Origin of the sequence: Streptomyces sp. NBC_00038, assembly GCF_026343635.1 — a bacterium.
GTDB lineage: Bacteria > Actinomycetota > Actinomycetes > Streptomycetales > Streptomycetaceae > Streptomyces.
The window spans coordinates 7653859-7672634 of sequence record NZ_JAPELQ010000001.1; the positions used below are offsets into that span (position 1 = coordinate 7653859).

Genomic DNA, 18776 nt, shown 5'->3' on the forward strand with positions numbered 1-18776 from the left:
GACGAGGTTCAGCCCTGGACCGCCGCCGGGTCCATCCACATGACCTCCCAGGTGTGGCCGTCCGGGTCGTCGAAGGCGCGGCCGTACATGAATCCGTGGTCCTGCGTCTCGCCCGAGGCCGAGCCGCCCGCCGCGATCGCGCCGTCGACGAGCTCGTCGACCTTCTCGCGGCTCTCGGCGCTCAGACACAGCAGGACCTCGCTGGTCTTGGTGGAGTCCGCGATCTGCTTCTTCGTGAAGTCGGCGTAGCGCTGCTTGCTCAGCATCATCGCGACGATCGTGTCGCTGATCACCACGCAGGCGCAGTCGTCGGTGGAGAACTGCGGGTTGATCGTGTAGCCGATCTCCGTGAAGAACTTCTTCGAGGTGTCGACGTCGTTCACGGCGAGGTTCACGAAGATCATCTGCTGGTACATGTCCAGGTCTCCCATCGGTGCGGTACGGCGCTGCGGTGTCGTTCGCAGGGATAGACCGGGGGTCCGCGCGGAACTCATCGCTCGGCGCGAACTTTTTCTCCCGCGGACGGCCGGTGGGCCGGCTCGCGGACGGTCAGTGGACCAGGGGGAGCGCGGCGAGTTCGGTGACCGCCCAGGTCAACGGGCCGAACGCGGCGAGCAGCGCGCCGACGCGCAGGGCCGCGGCGCTCCGGAGCATGGTGACGGGCGCCCCCATCCGCAGCAGCGCCGCCGTGGTGTCCGCGCGCGCCTGCCTCGCCTCTACGGCGGCCGTCGCCAGGGTCAGGACGGTGCATCCCGCGACCACCAGCACGCCGAGGGTGGTCAGCGGCCCGAAGTCGGGGCGCGCGCCCGTGTACAGCGTCGCCATGGCGTAGCCGCCCGACGCCACCGCGCACACCACGCCGAGCGGCTGCCCGATGCGCCGCGCCTCCGCCTGCAGCACCCGCCCGGCGAGCAGCCGCAGCGCGCCCGGCCGTACGGCCTGGAGCAGCCGCCCGCACGCGTACGTGATCGCCGGCCCGGCCAGCGCCAGGCCGACCGCGGTCATCGCCCAGCCGACCAGCACTCCGACGGGGCCGCCCGCGAAAGCGCCGGGCAGGGCGAGACCGGGGGCGGGACCCGAACGGCTCGCGTACGTCTCCACGGCGAGGCCCGCCGCGAGCGTGGCGGCGCCCCAGGGGAGGCCGCCGGGGGCGGTCTGGGGAACGGGAGGGAGCTGGGGGAGGGACAGGTCGTGGGTCGGGGTGCCCTGGTGACCCAGGCGGGCGGGCCGGCCGGAACCGTGCGGCGCCTCGTGTGAGTCCGGGCCGTCTCCGTCGTACGGGCTCAGGTCGCCGTGGGTGGCGGAGTGTTCGAAGGCGGCTGCGACGGTCCCGGGGGTGCTGGAACCGTCGTACCCGCCCCCGTTCTGGTCGTATGCCTCCGCGCCTTCCTCAGCGCTGGAGCCGTCGTGCGCGCCGGGCGTGCGGAGCGTCGCGCGGGCGCCACCCGCGTGCCGGGGCGTGCGTCTGGCGCCGCGTGCCGGAGCGCTGCCCACCACGCCGGCGCGTGCGGTGAGCCACGCGATTCCGCGGCCCGCCGTCGCGCCCTGCGGACGCAGTACCACCGCGCTCGCCACCGAAGCGGCCAGCGGCACCAGCGCGAGGAGGGTCAGCGCGCCAGGCAGCGGGAGGGGCCGGTCCGCGGCGAGGAACTCCGCCGCCGCGCCGTCGAAGGGCATCCCCGTCAGGTCGCCGCGCAGGTGCAGGAAGAACAGCAGGGCGAGCATGGAGCCGAGGGTGGTGGACAGGGCCGTGGTGACCGCCGAGATGGCCATCAGGCGGCCCGGGCCGAGGCCGATCGCCGAGAGGCCCGGGCGCGGCCGGGTGCCGGGGTCGGTGCGGGCGACCGCGACCGCGAAGTAGACCGTGGCGGCCAGCGGAGCGACGCACCAGATCAGGCGGAGCACCGAGGCGGCCGAGGCGTCCGGATGCGCCATCGCGTACCCCAGCGTGCACAGCAGCAGGAAGCCGGTGCCCGCCGACGCGGCGGTGACCAGGAGCCGGCGCAGCTGGACCAGGGGGTGGGCCCCGCGGGCTAGACGGAGAGCGAGCACGCGGCCCGGCCTTCCGTCTCGGTGACCGGGGGCAGATGGACGGTGTTCACGCGCCGTCCGTCGAGCAGCGAGACCGTGCGGTCGGCGAGCGCCGCGGTGTCCGCGTCGTGCGTGGCCAGGACCACGGTGATGCCGTGCGAGCGGGCCGCCGTCGTGAGCGTACGCAGCACATGGGCGCGGTCGGCGCGGTGCAGTGGGGCGGTCGGCTCGTCGGCGAAGAGCACGGTGGGCGAGGGGACGAGCGCGCGGGCGACGGCGACGCGCTGGCGCTCGGCCTGGAGCAGGTCGTGGGGGCGCTTGCGGGCGCAGCCGCCGATGTCGAGGCGTTCCAGCCACTCCAGGGCGGCGGTCTTGGCGGCCCGGCGTCCGCAGCCGCGGAGCATCAGGGGCAGCGCGGCGTTCTCCCAGGCGTTCAGCTCGGGGACGAGGACCGGCGCCGGGTCGATCCAGCCGAAGCGGTCGCGGCGCAGCCGTTCGCGGGTGAGCGGGCCCATGGTGTGCACGGGCGTGCTGTTGAACCAGACCTCGCCCTGCTCCGGCAGCAGTTGGCCCGACAGGCACTGCAGCAACGTCGTCTTGCCGCTGCCGCGCGGGCCGCCGACGGCGAGGATCTCGCCCTCCCGGACGCCGAGCGAGACACCGCTGAGCGCGGGCGAGCCGTTGTGCTTGACGTGCAGGGCGCGTGCCCAGAGCACGTCGTTGTCCGGCGGGGCCACCATCGCGTACACCTCGGTTCAGATCTGAATACCGTGCCAAGTCCCCCGGACGGGGGAACGAAGGCAGGGCCGATCGGTCACTGGGCACGCTAGGTATTCGGCGGCGGGAGGCCGGACAGCACACGGCCCCGGGCCGCCGTTTCTCACTCGAACGGACGGCACCGGGGCCGATGTTGATCAGCTGATCAGTTGTGCGGCGTTTACAGCTTCGTCCACGCCTCCGTCAGCACCTGACGGATGATCCCCTCGATCTCGTCGAAGGTCGACTGGTCGGAGATCAGCGGCGGCGACAGCTGGATGACCGGGTCACCGCGGTCGTCGGCGCGGCAGTAGAGGCCGTACTCGAAGAGCTTCTTGGAGACGAAGCCGTAGAGCACGCGCTCCGACTCCTCGTCCGTGAAGGTCTCCTTGGTGGCCTTGTCCTTCACGAGCTCGATGCCGTAGAAGAAGCCGTTGCCGCGGACGTCGCCGACGATCGGCAGGTCGTGCAGCTTCTGCAGGGTCTGCAGGAAGTTCGCCTCGTTGTCCAGCACGTGCTGGTTGAGGCCCTCGCGCTCGAAGATGTCGAGGTTGGTGAGTGCCACGGCCGCGGAGACCGGGTGGCCGCCGAAGGTGTAGCCGTGCAGGAAGGTGTTGTCGCCCTTGTAGAACGGCTCGGCGATGCGGTCCGAGACGATGGTGGCGCCGATCGGGGAGTAGCCCGAGGTCATGCCCTTGGCGCAGGTGATGATGTCCGGGATGTAGTCGAACTTGTCGCAGGCGAACATCGTGCCGAGGCGGCCGAAGGCGCAGATGACCTCGTCGGAGACGAGCAGCACGTCGTACTTGTCGCAGATCTCGCGCACGCGCTGGAAGTAGCCGGGGGGCGGCGGGAAGCAGCCGCCCGCGTTCTGCACCGGCTCCAGGAAGACCGCGGCGACGGTCTCCGGGCCCTCGAAGAGGATCTCCTGCTCGATCTGGTCGGCGGCCCAGCGGCCGAACGCCACCGGGTCGTCGCCGTGGATCGAGGCGCGGTAGATGTTGGTGTTCGGGACCTTGTGCGCGCCGGGGACCAGCGGCTCGAAGGGGGCCTTGAGGGCCGGCAGGCCGGTGATGGACAGGGCGCCCTGCGGGGTGCCGTGGTAGGCGACCGCGCGCGAGATGACCTTGTACTTCGTGTGGTTGCCGGTGAGCTTGTGGTACTGCTTCGCCAGCTTCCAGGCGGTCTCGACGGCCTCGCCGCCGCCCGTGGAGAAGAAGACCTTGTTCAGGTCGCCGGGCGCGTAGTGCGCGAGACGCTCGGCGAGCTCGACGGCCTTGGGGTGGGCGTAGGACCAGATCGGGAAGAAGGCCAGTTCCTGCGCCTGCTTGAACGCCGTCTCCGCGAGTTCCGTGCGGCCGTGGCCCGCCTGGACCACGAACAGACCCGCGAGACCGTCGAGGTAGCGCTTTCCCTTGTCGTCGTAGATGTAGGTGCCCTCACCACGCACGATGGTGGGAACGGGCGCGTTCTCGTACGAGGACATGCGGGTGAAGTGCATCCACAGGTGGTCGTACGCGGTCTTGCTGAGGTCCTTGGTGCTCACGGCTATCGGGTTCCCCACATGTAGGTCTGTTTCTTGAGCTTCAGATAGACGAAGCTCTCGGTGGAGCGCACGCCGGGGAGGGCCCGGATGCGTTTGTTGATGACGTCCAGCAGGTGGTCGTCGTCCTCGCAGACGACTTCTACGAGGAGGTCGAACGAGCCCGCGGTCATCACCACGTACTCGACTTCCGGCATCTCGGCCAGGGCGTCGGCCACAGGCTCCAGATCACCTTCCACGTTGATGCCGACCATCGCCTGCCGCCGGAAACCCACGGTGAGCGGGTCCGTGACGGCGACGATCTGCATCACGCCCTGGTCGAGCAGCTTCTGGACGCGCTGGCGCACGGCCGCCTCGGAGAGGCCGACGGCCTTGCCGATCGCGGCGTACGGGCGGCGTCCGTCCTGCTGGAGCTGCTCGATGATGGCGAGGGAGACGGTGTCCAACGAGGGACTGCCGTTCCTGGACTCGCGGGAGTCCCTGGGGTCTGCGCTTCGACTGGCCACGGCTTCACTGTGCACGACGTCTCGACAGTTCCGCAAGGCCGCTGCGATGAAATTCGTTGTTTACGGGTACGTGTCTTGCGGATTTCGCAGTTCTGGCGGCGTCAGGGGTGTTGAAAACGTGGGTGCACGGATTAGGGTGGGTGTCTCAGCGAATGGACACCTGAAGCCGAAGCCGATGGACATCTGAACTTGGAGGGCCGGCAGTGAGCACCGAGCTGCGTCGTCTGCGCAACTACATCGATGGTGAGTTCCGGGACGCCGCCGACGGGCGGACCACCGAGGTCGTCAACCCCGTGACCGGCGAGGCGTACGCGACGGCGCCGCTGTCCGGTCAGCCGGACGTGGACGCCGCGATGGCAGCCGCCGCCGCGGCCTTCCCGGCCTGGCGCGACCAGACCCCCTCCGAGCGTCAGCGGGCGCTCCTCAAGATCGCGGACGCGTTCGAGGAGCGGGCCGAGGAGCTGATCGCGGCCGAGGTGGAGAACACCGGCAAGCCGATCGGGCTGACCCGGTCCGAGGAAATCCCGCCGATGGTGGACCAGATCCGCTTCTTCGCGGGCGCCGCCCGCATGCTGGAGGGGCGCAGCGCCGGCGAGTACATGGAGGGTCTGACCTCCATCGTGCGCCGCGAGCCCATCGGTGTCTGCGCGCAGGTCGCGCCGTGGAACTACCCGATGATGATGGCGGTGTGGAAGTTCGCCCCCGCGCTCGCGGCAGGCAACACCGTCGTCCTGAAGCCGTCGGACACGACCCCTGCCTCCACCGTCCTGATCGCCGAGATCATCGGCTCCATCGTCCCCAAGGGCGTCTTCAACGTCATCTGCGGCGACCGCGACACCGGCCGCGCGATGGTCGAGCACCCGACGCCGGCGATGGCCTCCATCACCGGTTCCGTGCGCGCGGGCATCTCGGTCGCCGAGTCGGCGTCCAAGGACGTCAAGCGGGTCCACCTGGAGCTCGGCGGCAAGGCCCCCGTCGTCGTCTTCGAGGACACCGACATCGCCAAGGCCGTCGAGGACATCTCGGTGGCGGGCTTCTTCAACGCGGGCCAGGACTGTACGGCCGCCACCCGCGTGCTGGTCCAGGAGGGCATCCACGACGAGTTCGTGGCCGCGCTCGCCAAGGCCGCCGCCGACACGAAGACCGGGCAGCCGGACGACGAGGACGTGCTGTACGGCCCGCTGAACAACCCGAACCAGCTCAAGCAGGTCTCCGGGTTCATCGAGCGCCTCCCCGCCCACGCCAAGGTCGAGGCGGGCGGCCACCGGGTCGGCGAGGTCGGCTACTTCTACGCGCCGACCGTCGTGTCGGGCCTGAAGCAGGACGACGAGATCATCCAGAACGAGGTCTTCGGCCCGGTCATCACCGTCCAGTCCTTCACGGACGAGGCGCAGGCCATCGAGTGGGCCAACGGCGTGGACTACGCCCTCGCCTCCTCGGTGTGGACCAAGGACCACTCGCGCGCGATGCGCCTGTCCAAGTCCCTCGACTTCGGCTGCGTGTGGATCAACACCCACATCCCGCTGGTCGCCGAGATGCCGCACGGCGGGTTCAAGAAGTCCGGCTACGGCAAGGACCTTTCGGCGTACGGGTTCGACGACTACACGCGCATCAAGCACGTGATGACGTCGCTGGACGCGTAGTCCTTCGCGGCGCTTGTACGTCAATTGAGGCGCTTGTACGTCAATGGTGTGGCCCCGGACGGGAGTTGATCCGTCCGGGGCCACACCCCTTTCCCCCTCAGTGATGGTCAGGCGTTCTCGACCGAGCCGGTGAGTGACGGGAGGTCTCCGGGAGTACCGGGCTCGACGTGCTTGCGTTCGCCTTTCTCGGGGGCGCCCGGGCGCTCGGGCAGGTCGGGGACACCGGGCAGGCCGGGCGAGGCCGGGAAGGTGATGCCCGCTTCCTTCAGGAGCGGTGCGCACTTCTTGATCGCGGCGCGGTACTCCTTCGCGGCCGCGGGGAACTCGCCGTGCTCCATCTTGACTTGGAGGCCGATCGAGCCGTCCTTGGCCTTGAACGCGTGGAAGTCGGGGAACTGCTTCTGACCCTCGTCGCGCATGCAGTCGGCGAACGCGAGGTTGGCCTCGTCGACGTCGCCCGGGGCGTTGTCGGTCGGGGTGTACGCGACCCCGACGCTCCCGGCTCCGGCGGGGGGCCGTTCGGTGCCGGGCGAGGCGCTGGGCGGGGTGGACGGTTCGGTCGCCGTGGCCGCCGACGCGCTGACCGTGCCGAGTGTGACGGCCGTGATCAGGGCGCAGGCCAGGGCGAGACGCCGGGGCGGGGTCGCCAGTGCGGGCATGGGGTTTCTCCTGTCGTGGTCCGGGTGCTTTGCCTGGTCCACACAACCCCGCGGGCGGTTACGGCACGGGAACGGCCGGGCTTATGCCTGTGTAACCGCCGCGCGTGCACACTGACCGGCATGCGTGTGCTGGTGGTCGAGGACCACGAAGAGCTCGCCGAGACCGTCGCCGGGGGGCTGCGCCGTGAGGGGATGGCGGTCGACCTCGCGTTCGACGGTCCTACGGCGCTGGAGCGCGCCCAGGTCAACGGCTACGACGTCGTCGTACTCGACCGCGACCTGCCCGGGGTCCACGGCGACCAGGTGTGCCGGACGCTGGCCGCCGGGGGCAGCAGGGCGCGGGTACTGATGCTGACGGCGGCCGGGACGGTCGCCGACCGGGTCGCGGGCCTTGGCCTCGGGGCGGACGACTACCTTCCCAAGCCGTTCGCGTTCACCGAACTCGTGGCGCGCATACGGGCGTTGGCGCGCCGCTCGCAGCCCGCGCTGCCGCCGGTCCTGGTCCGCGGCGAGCTGCGGCTCGACCCTGCGCGACGGCAGGCGACCCGCGGCGGCACCGGACTCGCGCTCAGTCCCAAGGAGTTCGCCGTGCTGGAGATGCTGCTGGGTGCCGGGGGCGCCGTCGTCTCGACGGAGGAACTGCTGGAGCGGGCCTGGGACGAGGCGGCCGATCCGTTCAGCCAGACCGTGAAGGTCACGGTGAGCCGGCTGCGGCGGAAGCTGGGGGAGCCCGCGGTCATCGAGACGGTCGAGAGGGCGGGGTACCGGATCCGATGAAGGCGACTGCCGGCGGGATTCCCGACCGAGTGCGCGCGGCTGACGGCGGGGTTTCCGACCGAGTGCGAGCGACTGCCGGCGGGATTCCCGACCGATTGCGCTCCGTGTTCTCCGGTGGCCTGCGTGGGCCGCACAGCATCCGGTGGCGGCTCACCCTGCTCTACAGCGCGCTGTTCGCCGTGGCCGGCGCGGCCCTGCTGGCCTTCACCTACGTACTCGTGGCCACCACCGAGCCGTCGCTCGCGGGGAGCGCGTACGGGCAGCCGTCGCTGGGCGGGGTCGATGAGCCCGCAGGCCCCGCCCCGCCGAAGGTCGCCGCGTACGTCGCGGAGCGTCTTTCGCTGCTGCGCGCCGAGCAACTGCACCAGTTCCTCGTCGAGTCGGGGGTAGCGCTCGGGGTGATGACCGTGGTCTCGGTGGCCCTTGGCTGGCTGATGGCCGGACGGGTGCTCGCGCCGCTCCGCACGATGACGGCCGCCGCCCGCCGTATCTCGGCCGACAACCTGCACGAGCGGCTCGCCGTGCCCGGCCCCGACGACGAGCTGAAAGCCATGGCCGACACCTTCGACGCCGTACTGGGCCGGGTCGAGGGCGCGTTCGAGGCGCAGAAGCAGTTCGTCGCCAACGCCTCGCACGAGCTGCGCACTCCGCTCACCCTCCAGCAGGCGATCGTGGATGTCGCGCTCGCCGATCCGGACGCCTCCCTGGAGAGCCTGCGTGCCGCATGTCTGCGGGTGCGTGCCGCGGGGCAGGAGCAGGAGCGGCTGATCGACGCGCTGCTGACGCTGGCGCGCAGTCAACGGGGGCTCCAGCGGCGGGAGTTGGTGGATCTGGCGGCGATCGTTCGGGCGCGGGTGCCGGAGGGTGGGCCGCGAGTGGTGGCCGAGCTCGCGCCCGCGCCCGTGCTCGGGGACCCGCAGCTGATCGAGCGCCTTGTGGTCAACCTCGCCGACAACGCCGTACGGCACAACCACCCGGAGGGCGAGGAGAGTTGGATCCGCCTGTGGACCGGGATGGACGGCGGGCGGCCCGTCCTGCGGATCGCCAACAGCGGTCCGGTGATCCCGCCGGACCAGGTGGCCTGGCTCTTCCAGCCGTTCCGCCGCCTCGGAGCCGAACGCGTACGCAAGTGCGACGGCCTCGGCCTCGGCCTTTCCATCGTCGAGGCGGTCGCCACCGCGCACGGCGGCACGGTCGAGGTGTGGCCGCGACCCGAGGGCGGGCTGAGCGTGAAGGTCGGGTTTCCGCCCGCTGTGTCCGCTTGGCCACCGCCCGCCCCCGTCGGGCCCCCGGGCCTCGTCGCGACGGCCACGGAACGCCGTACGGGCTGAGGGGCCGGCCGAGGCGGCTGCACCACGCGGACCGGCCGAGCCGGCCATGGAACGGGGCACGGACCGAGTGACACAGCCGCGTCGGCCGCGTAACGCCGTACGAAGTGATCGACAGGGTGTCGGGTCGGTGCGCGAGCGCTCGACGCAGCGTCCATTGTCCGGGCCGGCCGGCGGCGGCATGCTGCTCGCGTGCCAGTGATTCGGAAGACCTCGCCCTTGTCCCGCCGGTCCCTGCTGCGCGCCGTGGGCGGTGGGGCGGCGCTCGGCGCCCTGGCGGGGTGCGGGGTGCCCGCTGCGTACGTGTCACCGGGTGACCGGGCCGGTGCCGACGTCTCCGCCAGCGACAAGCGGCTGACCTGGGCGAACTGGCCGCTCTACATCGACACCGACGACGAGGACACCACGAAGCGGCCGACACTGGACGCCTTCGAGAAGAGCACCGGGATCTCGGTCGACTACATCGAGGAGATCAACGACAACGACGAGTTCTTCGGCAAGATCAGCCCGTCGTTGATGAACCACCAGCAGACCGGCCGCGACCTGATCGTCATCAGTGACTGGATGTGCGCGCGGTTCGTCCGACTCGGCTGGGTCCAGGAGATGGACCGGGTCAAGCAGCCGAACGTCACCAAGTACCTTGACCCGCTGCTGCGTTCGCCCGCCTTCGACCCCGGGCGCAAGTCCAGCGTGCCGTGGCAGTCGGGGATCACCGGCATCGCGTACAACCGCCGCAAGGTCGGCCGCGAGATCAAACACGTCTCCGACCTGTGGGCGGACGACCTCAAGGGCCGGGTCACCCTTCTCTCCGGCCTGGACGAGGCGTTCGCGCTGTTGATGCAGGGCAACGGCGTCGACATCACCAAGTGGACGGCGGACGACTTCCACGAGGTCTGCGACCAGGTCGAGAAGTACGTGAAGAGCGGCCAGATCCGGCGCTTCACCGGCAACGACTACATCAAGGACCTCTCCAGCGGCGACGTCCTGGCCTGTCAGGCGTACTCCGGCGACGTGATCCAGCTCCAGGCCGACGACCCCGACATCCGCTTCGTCGTCCCCGAGGAGGGCGCCGAGCTGTGGGCCGAGTCCCTGATGATCCCCAACCTGGCCCGCCACAAGGCCAACGCGGAGAAGCTCGTCGACTACTACTACCAGCCGGAGGTGGCCGCCGAACTGGCCGCCTGGGTCAACTACGTCTGCCCCGTCCCCGCCGCCCAGGACATCCTCGCCTCCTCCAAGGACGAGGACACCGCCGCCCTCGCCGAGGACCCGCTCATCTTCCCGGACACCGCGATGCGCAAGCGGCTCGCGATCGCGCGCGACATCAAGTCCACGGAACGTACTGAGTTCGCGAAGCGGTGGAACGCGATCGCGGGGCTGTAGCGGGGGCGGGCGCGCTGTTGTGACGAGGATTGGGTTCTGTCGGTCGTAGGTCCGGGACAGTGCGGCAGCGCAGCGTTTTAGCAACTCCCTTGCCCGGATTCGGAGTTGCGGCGCGACGTGCGTGGGAGTCGTGGCGAGTTCTCGCATGGTTCCGGGGACTCGCTCATGGGAACGGAGAGGTCCGGGGGGCTCACTCGGCGCTCGCCAACAGGTCGGGCGCCGCTCCATGCGATGGGAGACCGATCAACGATGTTCACTCCGGTGCGGAGCAGAATACGGACGGCCGCGCTCGCGCTCTCGGCCATTACGGCCCTCGCCTTAGGCACGACCGCCACGACCGGCGCGGCAGCGGTCCCCGCTCCCGCTCTCGCGAAACAAGGACCGACCTCGGTGGCATACGTCGAGGTGAACAACAACAGCATGCTGAACGTCGGCAAGTACACCCTCGCCAACGGCGGCAGCAACGTCTTCGACGTCGCCGTGATCTTCGCCGCGAACATCAACTACAACACGAGCACGAAAGCGGCGACCCTGTACTTCAACGAGAACGTACAACGCGTCCTCGACAACGCCGCCACGCAGATACGGCCGTTGCAGCAGAAGGGCATCAAGGTCGTCCTCTCGGTGCTCGGCAACCACCAGGGCGCGGGCTTCGCCAACTTCCCGTCCCAGCAGGCGGCTTCGACGTTCGCGAAACAACTGTCGGACACCGTGGCCAAGTACGGCCTCGACGGCATCGACTTCGACGACGAGTACGCCGACTACGGCAACAACGGCACCGGCCAGCCCAACGCCAGCTCGTTCGTGTACCTGGTGTCGGCACTGCGCGCCAACATGCCCGACAAGATCATCAGCCTCTACAACATCGGCCCGGCCGCGTCGCGCCTGTCCTACGGCGGCGTCGACGTCTCGTCCAAGTTCGACTACGCCTGGAACCCGTACTACGGCACCTGGCAGGTCCCCGGCATCGCACTGCCCAAGTCGAAGCTGTCACCGGCGGCCGTCCAGATCGGCGGAACCTCGCAAAGCACGGCCGCCAGCCTCGCCCGCCGCACGGTCAGCGAGGGGTACGGCGTCTATCTGACGTACAACCTGGACGGCGCCGATCGCAGCGCCGATGTCTCCGCGTTCACCAGGGAGTTGTACGGCAGTGACGCCCACTACACGCCGTAGGCCGACCACACTCCCCGGAGTCCGGTGCCCCCTCGGGGCTTGCTCCATCCCGTAGGGCCGCGCCGCGTGCAGGCCGCGCCTTCGACAACGATGTCGGAGGCGCGGTCGCCCTAGGTGCCGTGATCTGCGCTGTACCAAAGTGCCAACTATCTCTCCGATTCTGTGCTCCCGGCCGCTGAAGCCTGTGACGAGGATTTTTGGCTGGAACAGAAGAGGGATGGTCGGTACCAAGATCGCGGGCTGAAGCCTTCGTCAGCTTCAGGCCTTGGCTGTGTCTCTGCCCTTCGCGTCGAGCGCCCGCTGCGCCTCGGCCGCGCGGGCCGAACGGACGAAGGCGGTGACGGCCGGACGGGACGCCCCCTCGGGCCACGCCAGGGCAAGACGTGTGGGCGGCAGGTCCGACACCGGCACCGCGGCCACCTCGGAGGAGACCCGTTCGGCAGCCCCCGAACCCACAACGGTGACCAGCCGCCCGAGCACGATCCGGTCGACGATCTCGTCGAGCCCGACCGACGGGCACTCGGGCGTGAAGTTCGCGTCCTGGCCGAGCTCGGCGACCGTCACCACAGTGCGCCGGGCCAGTGGATGGCCACGCGGGACCAGCGCGAAGGGCGCCTCCTCGGTCAGGTCGGCGGTGCGCAGCCCGGTGAGGTCGTCGGTGCCGACGCACAGCAGCGCGATGTCGGCCCTGCCGTCTCTGAGGGCGGCCGGGCGGTCATGCGTGAAGACGACGTCGTGGCCGCCGACCTCGGAGGAGCGGAGCAGGTCGGCGATCAGCCCGGACGCGGTGCCGGGACGTACCGCCATCACCAGCCGACCGGGCTGCTGCACGCGCTGGGCCCGCCGCACGGCCGCGTCGAGCGAGTCGAGCAGCCGTCGGCTTTCGTCCAGGAACACGGCACCTGCGTCGGTGAGCGCGACACGGCGGCTGGTGCGCTCCAGCAGTCGCACGCCCATTCGGCGCTCCAGACGGCTGATCGCGCGCGACAGTGGGGGCTGGGCCATGCCCAGGCGCTCCGCGGCCTTTCCGAAGTGCAGCTCCTCGGCGACCGCGACGAAATAGTCGAGTTCGCGGGTCTCCAGACGATCCATACCTTCAGGGTATCGACCACTGCCAAAACCCTCATAGCTCTCGCCCGTTCCCGCTGGTCCACTCGAAACAGGCACACGACCCGCATCAGGAACACGAAAGGAACGTGCGAAGCATGAGCGACGAGCGCAAGGTCCAGGAGGTCCTGGCACGCTATGTCCGCGCCGCCGACCGACGCGACGGCAAGAGCCAGGGCGCCCTCTTCACCGACGACGCGATCGTGGACGTCTTCGTCAAGACCGGCCCCGACGCCTACGAGCAGGCCGGCGAGCCGATCATCGGTGGTTCGGGTGTGGCGTACGCGGTCGACAACTTCATGGCGCCGCACCCCGAGGGCGGCTCCAGCCACCACGTCACGGCGGACCACCTCATCGAGGTCGACGGCGACCGGGCGCACATGAACGCCCACTTCGTGGTCTTCGAGGTCCGCGCCCTGACCCGCCCGGCGGGCGGCTGGCCCGAGGACGCCTTCGGCGCCCAGGGCACCATCCGGCCCATCGAGTCCGGCTACTACGACTCCGATCTGCGCCGCATCGACGGCGAGTGGAAGATCGTCCGGCACCGCGTCCTGCACGACATGCCGTACGCGGTCCTGGAGGCCTGAGCTGAGCGTTGAAGGCCGTCGTGTGCCCGGCGCTTCGGCGGACCGGAAGTCCTTGAGCTCACCGAGCGCGCCCGGAGCCGCGTCGCCAAACGGATGCCGCCGGGCTGCAGGGTCGACACCGCGGCGACGGCAGGTGACGACGATCCCCGACACGTGGGCCGTCGCCCGGCCCGGCCTCGTCGTCCGCGACTTCGCTCCCGACTCGGGGGCCTCGACACTCGCTGGTGCCGTGGCATCACCTATGTCCCGATCGACGAGGGCCGGCTCTGTCCGGCCACCGTCATCGACATCGCCTCGCGCCGCGTGGTCGGCTGGGCAACAGCCGACCGTCTGCGGACCGAACGGTCGCCGACGGCCTCATCCTTGACGCCGTCGACCGGCAAAGGGGCCTCAGGTGCGACCGGCCGGCCCCTGTCCCTGCCCCGGCGCAGGGACAGGGCCTCGCCGCCGTCGAGCGCGCTGACCGGGCACGTTCGGCTGTCGTCACCAGGCCACGTTCGGACGTTGCTCGTCACGGCACGGCAAGCAACCTCGGCATGCTCGTCAGCCGGACAGATCCTCCGCACGTACGCGCAGGGCGGCGCCGTATCGGGAGTACTCCTGCGTGAGCCCGCCGAGTGCCGGGATGAGTTCGACGGCGGCGGGGCCGAAGAACTCCTCGGTGTCGGTGAGTTCGGTGGTGCCGTCCGGCTGGGGGGTGAGCACGAACGAGTGCCTGCCGAGGAGCGTGTCGAGCGATCCGCCTTCCCAGGCCAGCCGGTGGGGGGCTTGCACGTCGACGATCCTCAAAGTGACGTCCTGCCGACCGGTGTCGCCGCCCGAGCGGTGGCCCGGAATGTCGGCCCCGACCACGACCTGTTCGGGCTTCGCGTCGAGGGACAGAACCGGGTGCCACTGCGCGTACTGGTCGAACGCCACGAGTACGCGCCAGACGTCCTCCACCGGGGCGGAGATCCTGGTCACCGCCGTGGCAGTGGGGGCCTTCTTCACGATCGGCTCCTTCCGGTGCCGTCGGTGTCGGTCACGGCACCAGCACGATCCGGCCGCGCCGGCTGCCCCTGGCGAGCTGGGCGTGGGCTTCGGCGGCCTGTGACAGGGGGTAGGTCTGCGCTACGCGCGGTGTCAGCACGCCCACCTCGGCGAGTGCGGAGAGGTACGAGAAGCGGGTCGCTTCGGGGCCGGCGGTCGTGTGTCGTACCACCACGCCCCGCTGCGCGGCCGGCAGCACATCGCCCCTCACGCTCACGAAGATGCCGCCGTCGCGGACAGCCGCCAGCGCAGGGGTGCCCAGCGCCGCCGCGTCGAGCACGCCGTCCACGCCTCCGGGCACGAACCGCCGCACCGCGTCACTCAGTTCCTCGTCGCGCGATACGAACCAGGTGGCGCCACGGCCGCGGAGAAACTCCTCGTCCTCGGGCCGGCCCTGCGCGAGGACCCGCACGCCCCGGGTCCTGGCCAACTCGACGGCGTAGCCGCCAACGGCCCCGGCGGCGCCGGTGACCAGCAGCGTGTCGCGGGGGCGCAGCGGGAAGTGGTCCAGGGCCAGTGAGGCGGTCATCGCGTTGAGGGGGATCGTCGCGGCGAGCGTCAGGTCCATGCCCTGCGGGGCGGGTGCGATGGAACCCAGGTCGGTCACGAGGTACTCGGCCTGGGCCTTCGTCGGGCGCAGCGCCGGGGCATCGAACGCGATCACCGGGGTTCCGACGGGCAGCAGGACGCCTGGACCGACCGCGTCGATCGTCCCGGCGGCGTCCAGCCCCAGACCGGCGTACTCCATGCCCTCCGGCTGCGCGAAGACCCCGGCCCACACAGCGGCGTCGGCGGGATTGAGTGCGGCGGCCGCGACCTTGATACGGACCTCCAGGGGCCCTGGTTCCGGGAGGGGGACCTCCAAGACCTCGACAGCCTCGGGTCCGCCGACCTTCTTCACGACTGCTGCGCGCATGATCTTCGCTCTTCCCTTTGCATATTCGAACGTCAGGAACGCTACGAACACTAGGCAGGTTGCGATCGATTCGTAAGTAGGTACTTTTAAGTGCGTTACTCCCCTGTGGGGCCGGTCATCCCGTTCGGGTGCAGGCGCACAGCGCGCGGGGAGGCTTGTGTCGTCGTCACTGGTCGGTCTGCCGGGTGTCGTAGCGGGCCCGCGCCGCGTCGACCGCGTCGGTTTTGTCGGCGGCCCAGTCGCGAACCTGGGACAGCAGCTCGTACAGACCCTGCCCGAGCGGGGTCAACTCGTAGTCGACGCGCACCGGCACGGTCGGTGTCACCGTCCGCTTCACCATGCCGTCGCGCTCAAGCATGCGCAGGGTCTGGGTGAGCATCTTCTGGCTGACGCCCGGGATCTCGCGGCTGACGTGGCTGTAACGCATCGGATCGCCGAAGGACCCGAGCGTGCACATCGTCAGGCTGACCCACCGGTTGCTGATCGTCGAGAGCAACGCCACTGCGGGACAGTCGTGCATGTACGCCGCGTACGTGCCGGGCTCGATTCGGCGTGCCGGTTTCGCCTTGGTGGTCATCCGTCTCTCCTGCCAGGAGCGTAACGCACTAAAAAGTACCTACTTCCGAATCGATCGTAACCTAACTAGCGTTCGTAGCGTTCGAATTCGCAAACGGAAGAGCGAAGATCATGCGAGCAGTTGTCTACAGGTCCGTCGGCGCACCGGACGTCATCGAAGTGGCGGACGTCGACCTGCCTGAGCCGGGGATGTTCGAGATACGGATCAAGGTGGATGCCGCCGCGCTCAACCCGGCCGATGTGGCGGCCTGGAGCGGTCTGTTTCCGGCTCCGGCTCCGGGGAGTCACTTCGGGCTGGGCTGGGACGTGGCAGGCACAGTCGACGCCGTGGGCCCCGGTGCGGTGTGGGAGGTCGGTACGCCCGTGATCGCGATCGTGCAGGGCGCGACCGGTGTCGTGCGGGCCCAGGCCGAGTACACGATTGTGCCCAGCAGCGCCCTGGCCCACGCGCCGACCGGGATCGACGCCGTACACGCGTCCACCATCCCGTTGAACGGCCTGACCGCCGCGCAGTCGGTGGAGCTTCTCGGCCTCGGTGAAGGGCGGAGTGTCTTCATCACCGGCGCGGCCGGTGCGGTCGGCGGATACGCCGTGCAACTGGCCAAGCGACGCAAGCTGACGGTGATCGCCAGCGATTTCGCCGACGACGAGAGCTTCGTCACCGGCGTCCTGGGCGCCGACGCCTTCGTGCCCGCGAGTGAGGACCCCGCCGCAGCGGTGCGCCGGCTCTACCCGCACGGAGTCGACGCGGTGCTGGACACCACCACGCTCGGCGTCATCGCAGCGGTCAGGGACGGCGGAACGTTCGTCACCACGCGGATGGACGCCCTGCCCCAGGCGGAGCGCGACATCCGGGTGAGGCTGACCCAGGTCTCCCCCGACGCGGCGATGCTCACCACCCTCTCCGACCTCGCCACCTCAGGCGCGCTCACCCTTCGGGTCGCCCGGACATACCCACTGGAAGAGGCGGCGCAGGCCCACGGACGCCTCGCGGAGGGCGGCCTGCGGGGCCGGCTCGTCCTCACGCCCTGAACGCTCGGAACAAGCGCAGATCCGGCCGACGGGCTCGGACCTGGCCGCCTGCTTCGACCAAAGCCGACCGGAGCGGGCGGCCATCCCGGGCCCGCCCGGGCGAGTCACTGCAGTGCACCCACGAGTGCACCCATGAAGGGACGATGCCCGGCGCGTGCGCCCGCGGGCCGGTCAGCCCGTCGGTGTCGCGCGTACCGGCGCGGGCGGGGTCATGAGCTGGTGGATGCCCAGGTCGAGGGCCGCTTCGAGGTGTGCGAGGGAGCCGGTGGACATCATGATCAGGACGCCGCCCTGGATACCGGCCAGCAGGGCGGCCGCGGCGCGGTCGGCGTCGAGGCCGAGCGGGATCTCGCGCTGGTCCTGCATGGCCCGGATACCGGCCGTGATCTGGGCCTGCCACGAGGAGATCAGTTGTCCGGTGACGGCCTGCGTGCCGGGTGTGGCGGGGGTCAGCTGCGACATGAGCGCGCTGAGCGGGCACTGCTGCCCCTGTTGGCGGTAACGGTCGACGACGGCGTCCCGCCAGTCGCGCCAGGCCTGCCAAGAGGTGAGCTCACCCAGGTGGGGTTGCTGGTCGGACAGGACGCGGCCGGCCTCGTGCCGGGCCACGGCGAGCAGGAGCTCCTCCCTGCCGCTGGGGAAGTAGTGGAAGAGCTGGCTCTTGCTGGTGGCCGTGCGGGCGCGGATGTCGTCCAGGGTCGTCTCGGTCACGCCGCGCTCGCGGATCTCCTCCGCGGCTCCTTCGATGATGCGTTGCCTGGTGGCCGCACCTTTGGGGGTCAGTCGTGGTGCCATGCCGCCATCCTGCCACTTTCTGGACTTGAAGGTCCATTTTTTGGGTGGCAGATTTGCCGCTCCCAGCCGGTTCGGTACAGACCGGTTCAGTACAGGAAGGCAGGGCACCATGACCCAGCGACTCACCGGGCGGACGGCCTTGGTCACCGGCTCCACCACGGGCATCGGCGCCGCCATCGCGGCAGCCCTGGCTGCCGAAGGCGCGTTCGTCGTCGTCAGCGGACGTGACGAGCGTCGCGGCGCAGAGGTGGTGGCGCGCATCGAGAAGGACAACGGTGCGGCGGCCTTCGTCAAGGCGGATCTGTCCGCAGGTGCCGATGTGATCGGCCGCCTCGCCACCGACGCGGTCGCCGCGGCCGACGGGCGGATCGACGTGCTCGTCAACAACGCGGCGCTCCTGCTCGCGCCGACCCCTACCGCCGAGGTGGCGCAGGAGACCATCGACGAGGCGCTGGCCGTGAGCGTGCGGTCGATGTTCCTCCTCACCGGCCTGCTGGTACCGCCCATGGCCGAGCGCGGCCACGGCGCCGTGGTCAACCTGGGGTCCATCAACGGCATGCGGGGCATGGCACATTCGGCGCTCTACGGCATGACCAAGGCAGCCGTGCACTCGCTCACCGAGTCGTGGGCTGCGGAGTACGGGCCGCACGGCGTCCGCGTCAACACCGTCGCTCCCGGCCCCACGCTGACGGAGAAGGTGGCGGCGATGGAGGAGCACCTGGCCCCGATCATCGCGGGCATGCCCTCCCGCCGCGCCGGTTCCCCGGCGGAGGTGGCTGCCGCCGTCGTGTTCCTCGCGAGCGACGAGGCGTCCCAGGTGCACGGTGCCACGCTCACCGTCGACGGAGGATTCACCGCGGTGTAGTGGCGTGGTGGTGCGGCGAGATTCCCGGCTGCGCCGAATGCGTCGTCCTGGCACGGCCGGGCACCTTCAC

General features: G+C 70.2%; 19 protein-coding genes. 8 read left to right on the top strand and 11 right to left on the bottom strand.

Translation table 11 applies throughout. The features are described from left to right. Positions 1–8: 8 nt before the first annotated feature. The 5 genes from OG219_RS34690 to OG219_RS34710 form a co-directional block, all read right to left on the bottom strand. Complete coding sequence (locus tag OG219_RS34690; RefSeq protein WP_266474576.1) at positions 9–416, bottom strand: VOC family protein; 408 nt, start codon at positions 414–416, stop codon at positions 9–11. A gap of 133 nt (positions 417–549) precedes the next feature. Next, entirely contained in the window at positions 550–2052 is a 1503-nt protein-coding gene (locus OG219_RS34695) for a hypothetical protein (protein ID WP_266833248.1), read from the bottom strand. After that, positions 2034–2771 (bottom strand): ABC transporter ATP-binding protein, encoded by a 738-nt coding sequence (locus tag OG219_RS34700; RefSeq protein WP_266833262.1) that lies wholly within the window; start codon positions 2769–2771, stop codon positions 2034–2036. Before OG219_RS34700 ends, OG219_RS34695 begins: the two co-directional genes overlap by 19 nt. A gap of 197 nt (positions 2772–2968) precedes the next feature. After that, the gene (locus OG219_RS34705) at positions 2969–4351 is read right to left on the bottom strand and encodes an aspartate aminotransferase family protein (protein ID WP_266833264.1); all 1383 of its coding nucleotides are present in this window, start codon (positions 4349–4351) and stop codon (positions 2969–2971) included. Then, positions 4336–4851 (bottom strand): Lrp/AsnC family transcriptional regulator, encoded by a 516-nt coding sequence (locus OG219_RS34710; RefSeq protein ID WP_266833266.1) that lies wholly within the window; start codon positions 4849–4851, stop codon positions 4336–4338. Before OG219_RS34710 ends, OG219_RS34705 begins: the two co-directional genes overlap by 16 nt. 188 nt (positions 4852–5039) lie before the next feature. On the opposite strand from OG219_RS34710, the gene OG219_RS34715 reads away from it, so the two are divergent. Then, positions 5040–6479 carry a gamma-aminobutyraldehyde dehydrogenase gene (locus tag OG219_RS34715; RefSeq protein ID WP_266833268.1) on the top strand — a complete coding sequence of 480 codons (1440 nt, stop codon included), beginning with the start codon at positions 5040–5042 and terminating at the stop codon, positions 6477–6479. Positions 6480–6586: 107 nt separating this feature from the next. Here the strand turns inward: OG219_RS34715 and OG219_RS34720 are convergent, their stop codons facing one another. Next, the gene (locus OG219_RS34720; protein ID WP_266833270.1) at positions 6587–7138 is read right to left on the bottom strand and encodes a hypothetical protein; all 552 of its coding nucleotides are present in this window, start codon (positions 7136–7138) and stop codon (positions 6587–6589) included. Between the two features lie 120 nt (positions 7139–7258). Between OG219_RS34720 and OG219_RS34725 the strand changes: the two genes are divergently transcribed. The 4 genes from OG219_RS34725 (at position 7259) to OG219_RS34740 (ending at position 11799) form a co-directional block, all read left to right on the top strand. After that, positions 7259–7915 (top strand): response regulator transcription factor, encoded by a 657-nt coding sequence (locus OG219_RS34725; protein ID WP_266833272.1) that lies wholly within the window; start codon positions 7259–7261, stop codon positions 7913–7915. Between the two features lie 62 nt (positions 7916–7977). Then, entirely contained in the window at positions 7978–9246 is a 1269-nt protein-coding gene (locus OG219_RS34730) for a cell wall metabolism sensor histidine kinase WalK (protein WP_266833274.1), read from the top strand. A 189-nt stretch (positions 9247–9435) separates the two neighbouring features. Beyond that, positions 9436–10626: a PotD/PotF family extracellular solute-binding protein gene (locus OG219_RS34735; protein ID WP_266833276.1), complete on the top strand. Its 1191-nt coding sequence runs from the start codon at positions 9436–9438 to the stop codon at positions 10624–10626. A gap of 249 nt (positions 10627–10875) precedes the next feature. Further along, on the top strand, positions 10876–11799 hold the full coding sequence (locus tag OG219_RS34740) for an endo-beta-N-acetylglucosaminidase H (protein WP_266833278.1): 924 nt from the start codon (positions 10876–10878) through the stop codon (positions 11797–11799). Between the two features lie 258 nt (positions 11800–12057). On the opposite strand, the gene OG219_RS34745 is transcribed toward OG219_RS34740, so the two are convergent. After that, positions 12058–12891, bottom strand: coding sequence for a LysR family transcriptional regulator (locus OG219_RS34745; RefSeq protein ID WP_266833280.1), 834 nt, complete (start codon positions 12889–12891; stop codon positions 12058–12060). A 113-nt stretch (positions 12892–13004) separates the two neighbouring features. On the opposite strand from OG219_RS34745, the gene OG219_RS34750 reads away from it, so the two are divergent. Further along, the gene (locus OG219_RS34750) at positions 13005–13493 is read left to right on the top strand and encodes a nuclear transport factor 2 family protein (RefSeq protein ID WP_266833282.1); all 489 of its coding nucleotides are present in this window, start codon (positions 13005–13007) and stop codon (positions 13491–13493) included. A 543-nt stretch (positions 13494–14036) separates the two neighbouring features. Here OG219_RS34750 and OG219_RS34755 read toward each other — a convergent pair. From OG219_RS34755 to OG219_RS34765, 3 genes are all read right to left on the bottom strand, one after another. Further along, the gene (locus OG219_RS34755) at positions 14037–14483 is read right to left on the bottom strand and encodes an SRPBCC domain-containing protein (RefSeq protein ID WP_266833284.1); all 447 of its coding nucleotides are present in this window, start codon (positions 14481–14483) and stop codon (positions 14037–14039) included. Between the two features lie 31 nt (positions 14484–14514). After that, positions 14515–15438 carry an NADP-dependent oxidoreductase gene (locus OG219_RS34760; protein ID WP_266833286.1) on the bottom strand — a complete coding sequence of 308 codons (924 nt, stop codon included), beginning with the start codon at positions 15436–15438 and terminating at the stop codon, positions 14515–14517. A gap of 166 nt (positions 15439–15604) precedes the next feature. After that, positions 15605–16015, bottom strand: a complete 411-nt coding sequence (locus tag OG219_RS34765; protein ID WP_266833288.1) for a helix-turn-helix domain-containing protein — start codon at positions 16013–16015, stop codon at positions 15605–15607. A 110-nt stretch (positions 16016–16125) separates the two neighbouring features. Between OG219_RS34765 and OG219_RS34770 the strand changes: the two genes are divergently transcribed. Next, positions 16126–17046, top strand: a complete 921-nt coding sequence (locus tag OG219_RS34770) for an NADP-dependent oxidoreductase (protein WP_266833290.1) — start codon at positions 16126–16128, stop codon at positions 17044–17046. 171 nt (positions 17047–17217) lie between these two features. Here the strand turns inward: OG219_RS34770 and OG219_RS34775 are convergent, their stop codons facing one another. Further along, the gene (locus OG219_RS34775; protein WP_266833292.1) at positions 17218–17841 is read right to left on the bottom strand and encodes a TetR/AcrR family transcriptional regulator; all 624 of its coding nucleotides are present in this window, start codon (positions 17839–17841) and stop codon (positions 17218–17220) included. Positions 17842–17950: 109 nt separating this feature from the next. Here OG219_RS34775 and OG219_RS34780 point away from each other — a divergent pair, with 109 nt between their 5' ends. Continuing rightward, a complete protein-coding gene (locus OG219_RS34780) occupies positions 17951–18706 on the top strand; it encodes an SDR family NAD(P)-dependent oxidoreductase (protein ID WP_266833294.1) in 756 nt (251 codons plus the stop codon). Positions 18707–18776: the final 70 nt, after the last annotated feature.

Excerpts from the sequence above, each read along its gene's own strand:
- OG219_RS34690 (WP_266474576.1), bottom strand. The coding sequence starts at position 416 with ATGTACCAGCAGATGATCTTCGTGAACCTCGCCGTGAACGACGTCGAC.
- OG219_RS34700 (WP_266833262.1), bottom strand. The coding sequence starts at position 2,771 with ATGGTGGCCCCGCCGGACAACGACGTGCTCTGGGCACGCGCCCTGCAC.
- OG219_RS34750 (WP_266833282.1), top strand. The coding sequence starts at position 13,005 with ATGAGCGACGAGCGCAAGGTCCAGGAGGTCCTGGCACGCTATGTCCGC.
- OG219_RS34760 (WP_266833286.1), bottom strand. The coding sequence starts at position 15,438 with ATGCGCGCAGCAGTCGTGAAGAAGGTCGGCGGACCCGAGGCTGTCGAG.
- OG219_RS34720 (WP_266833270.1), bottom strand. The coding sequence starts at position 7,138 with ATGCCCGCACTGGCGACCCCGCCCCGGCGTCTCGCCCTGGCCTGCGCC.
- OG219_RS34740 (WP_266833278.1), top strand. The coding sequence starts at position 10,876 with ATGTTCACTCCGGTGCGGAGCAGAATACGGACGGCCGCGCTCGCGCTC.
- OG219_RS34725 (WP_266833272.1), top strand. The coding sequence starts at position 7,259 with ATGCGTGTGCTGGTGGTCGAGGACCACGAAGAGCTCGCCGAGACCGTC.
- OG219_RS34745 (WP_266833280.1), bottom strand. The coding sequence starts at position 12,891 with ATGGATCGTCTGGAGACCCGCGAACTCGACTATTTCGTCGCGGTCGCC.
- OG219_RS34775 (WP_266833292.1), bottom strand. The coding sequence starts at position 17,841 with ATGGCACCACGACTGACCCCCAAAGGTGCGGCCACCAGGCAACGCATC.
- OG219_RS34780 (WP_266833294.1), top strand. The coding sequence starts at position 17,951 with ATGACCCAGCGACTCACCGGGCGGACGGCCTTGGTCACCGGCTCCACC.
- OG219_RS34770 (WP_266833290.1), top strand. The coding sequence starts at position 16,126 with ATGCGAGCAGTTGTCTACAGGTCCGTCGGCGCACCGGACGTCATCGAA.
- OG219_RS34765 (WP_266833288.1), bottom strand. The coding sequence starts at position 16,015 with ATGACCACCAAGGCGAAACCGGCACGCCGAATCGAGCCCGGCACGTAC.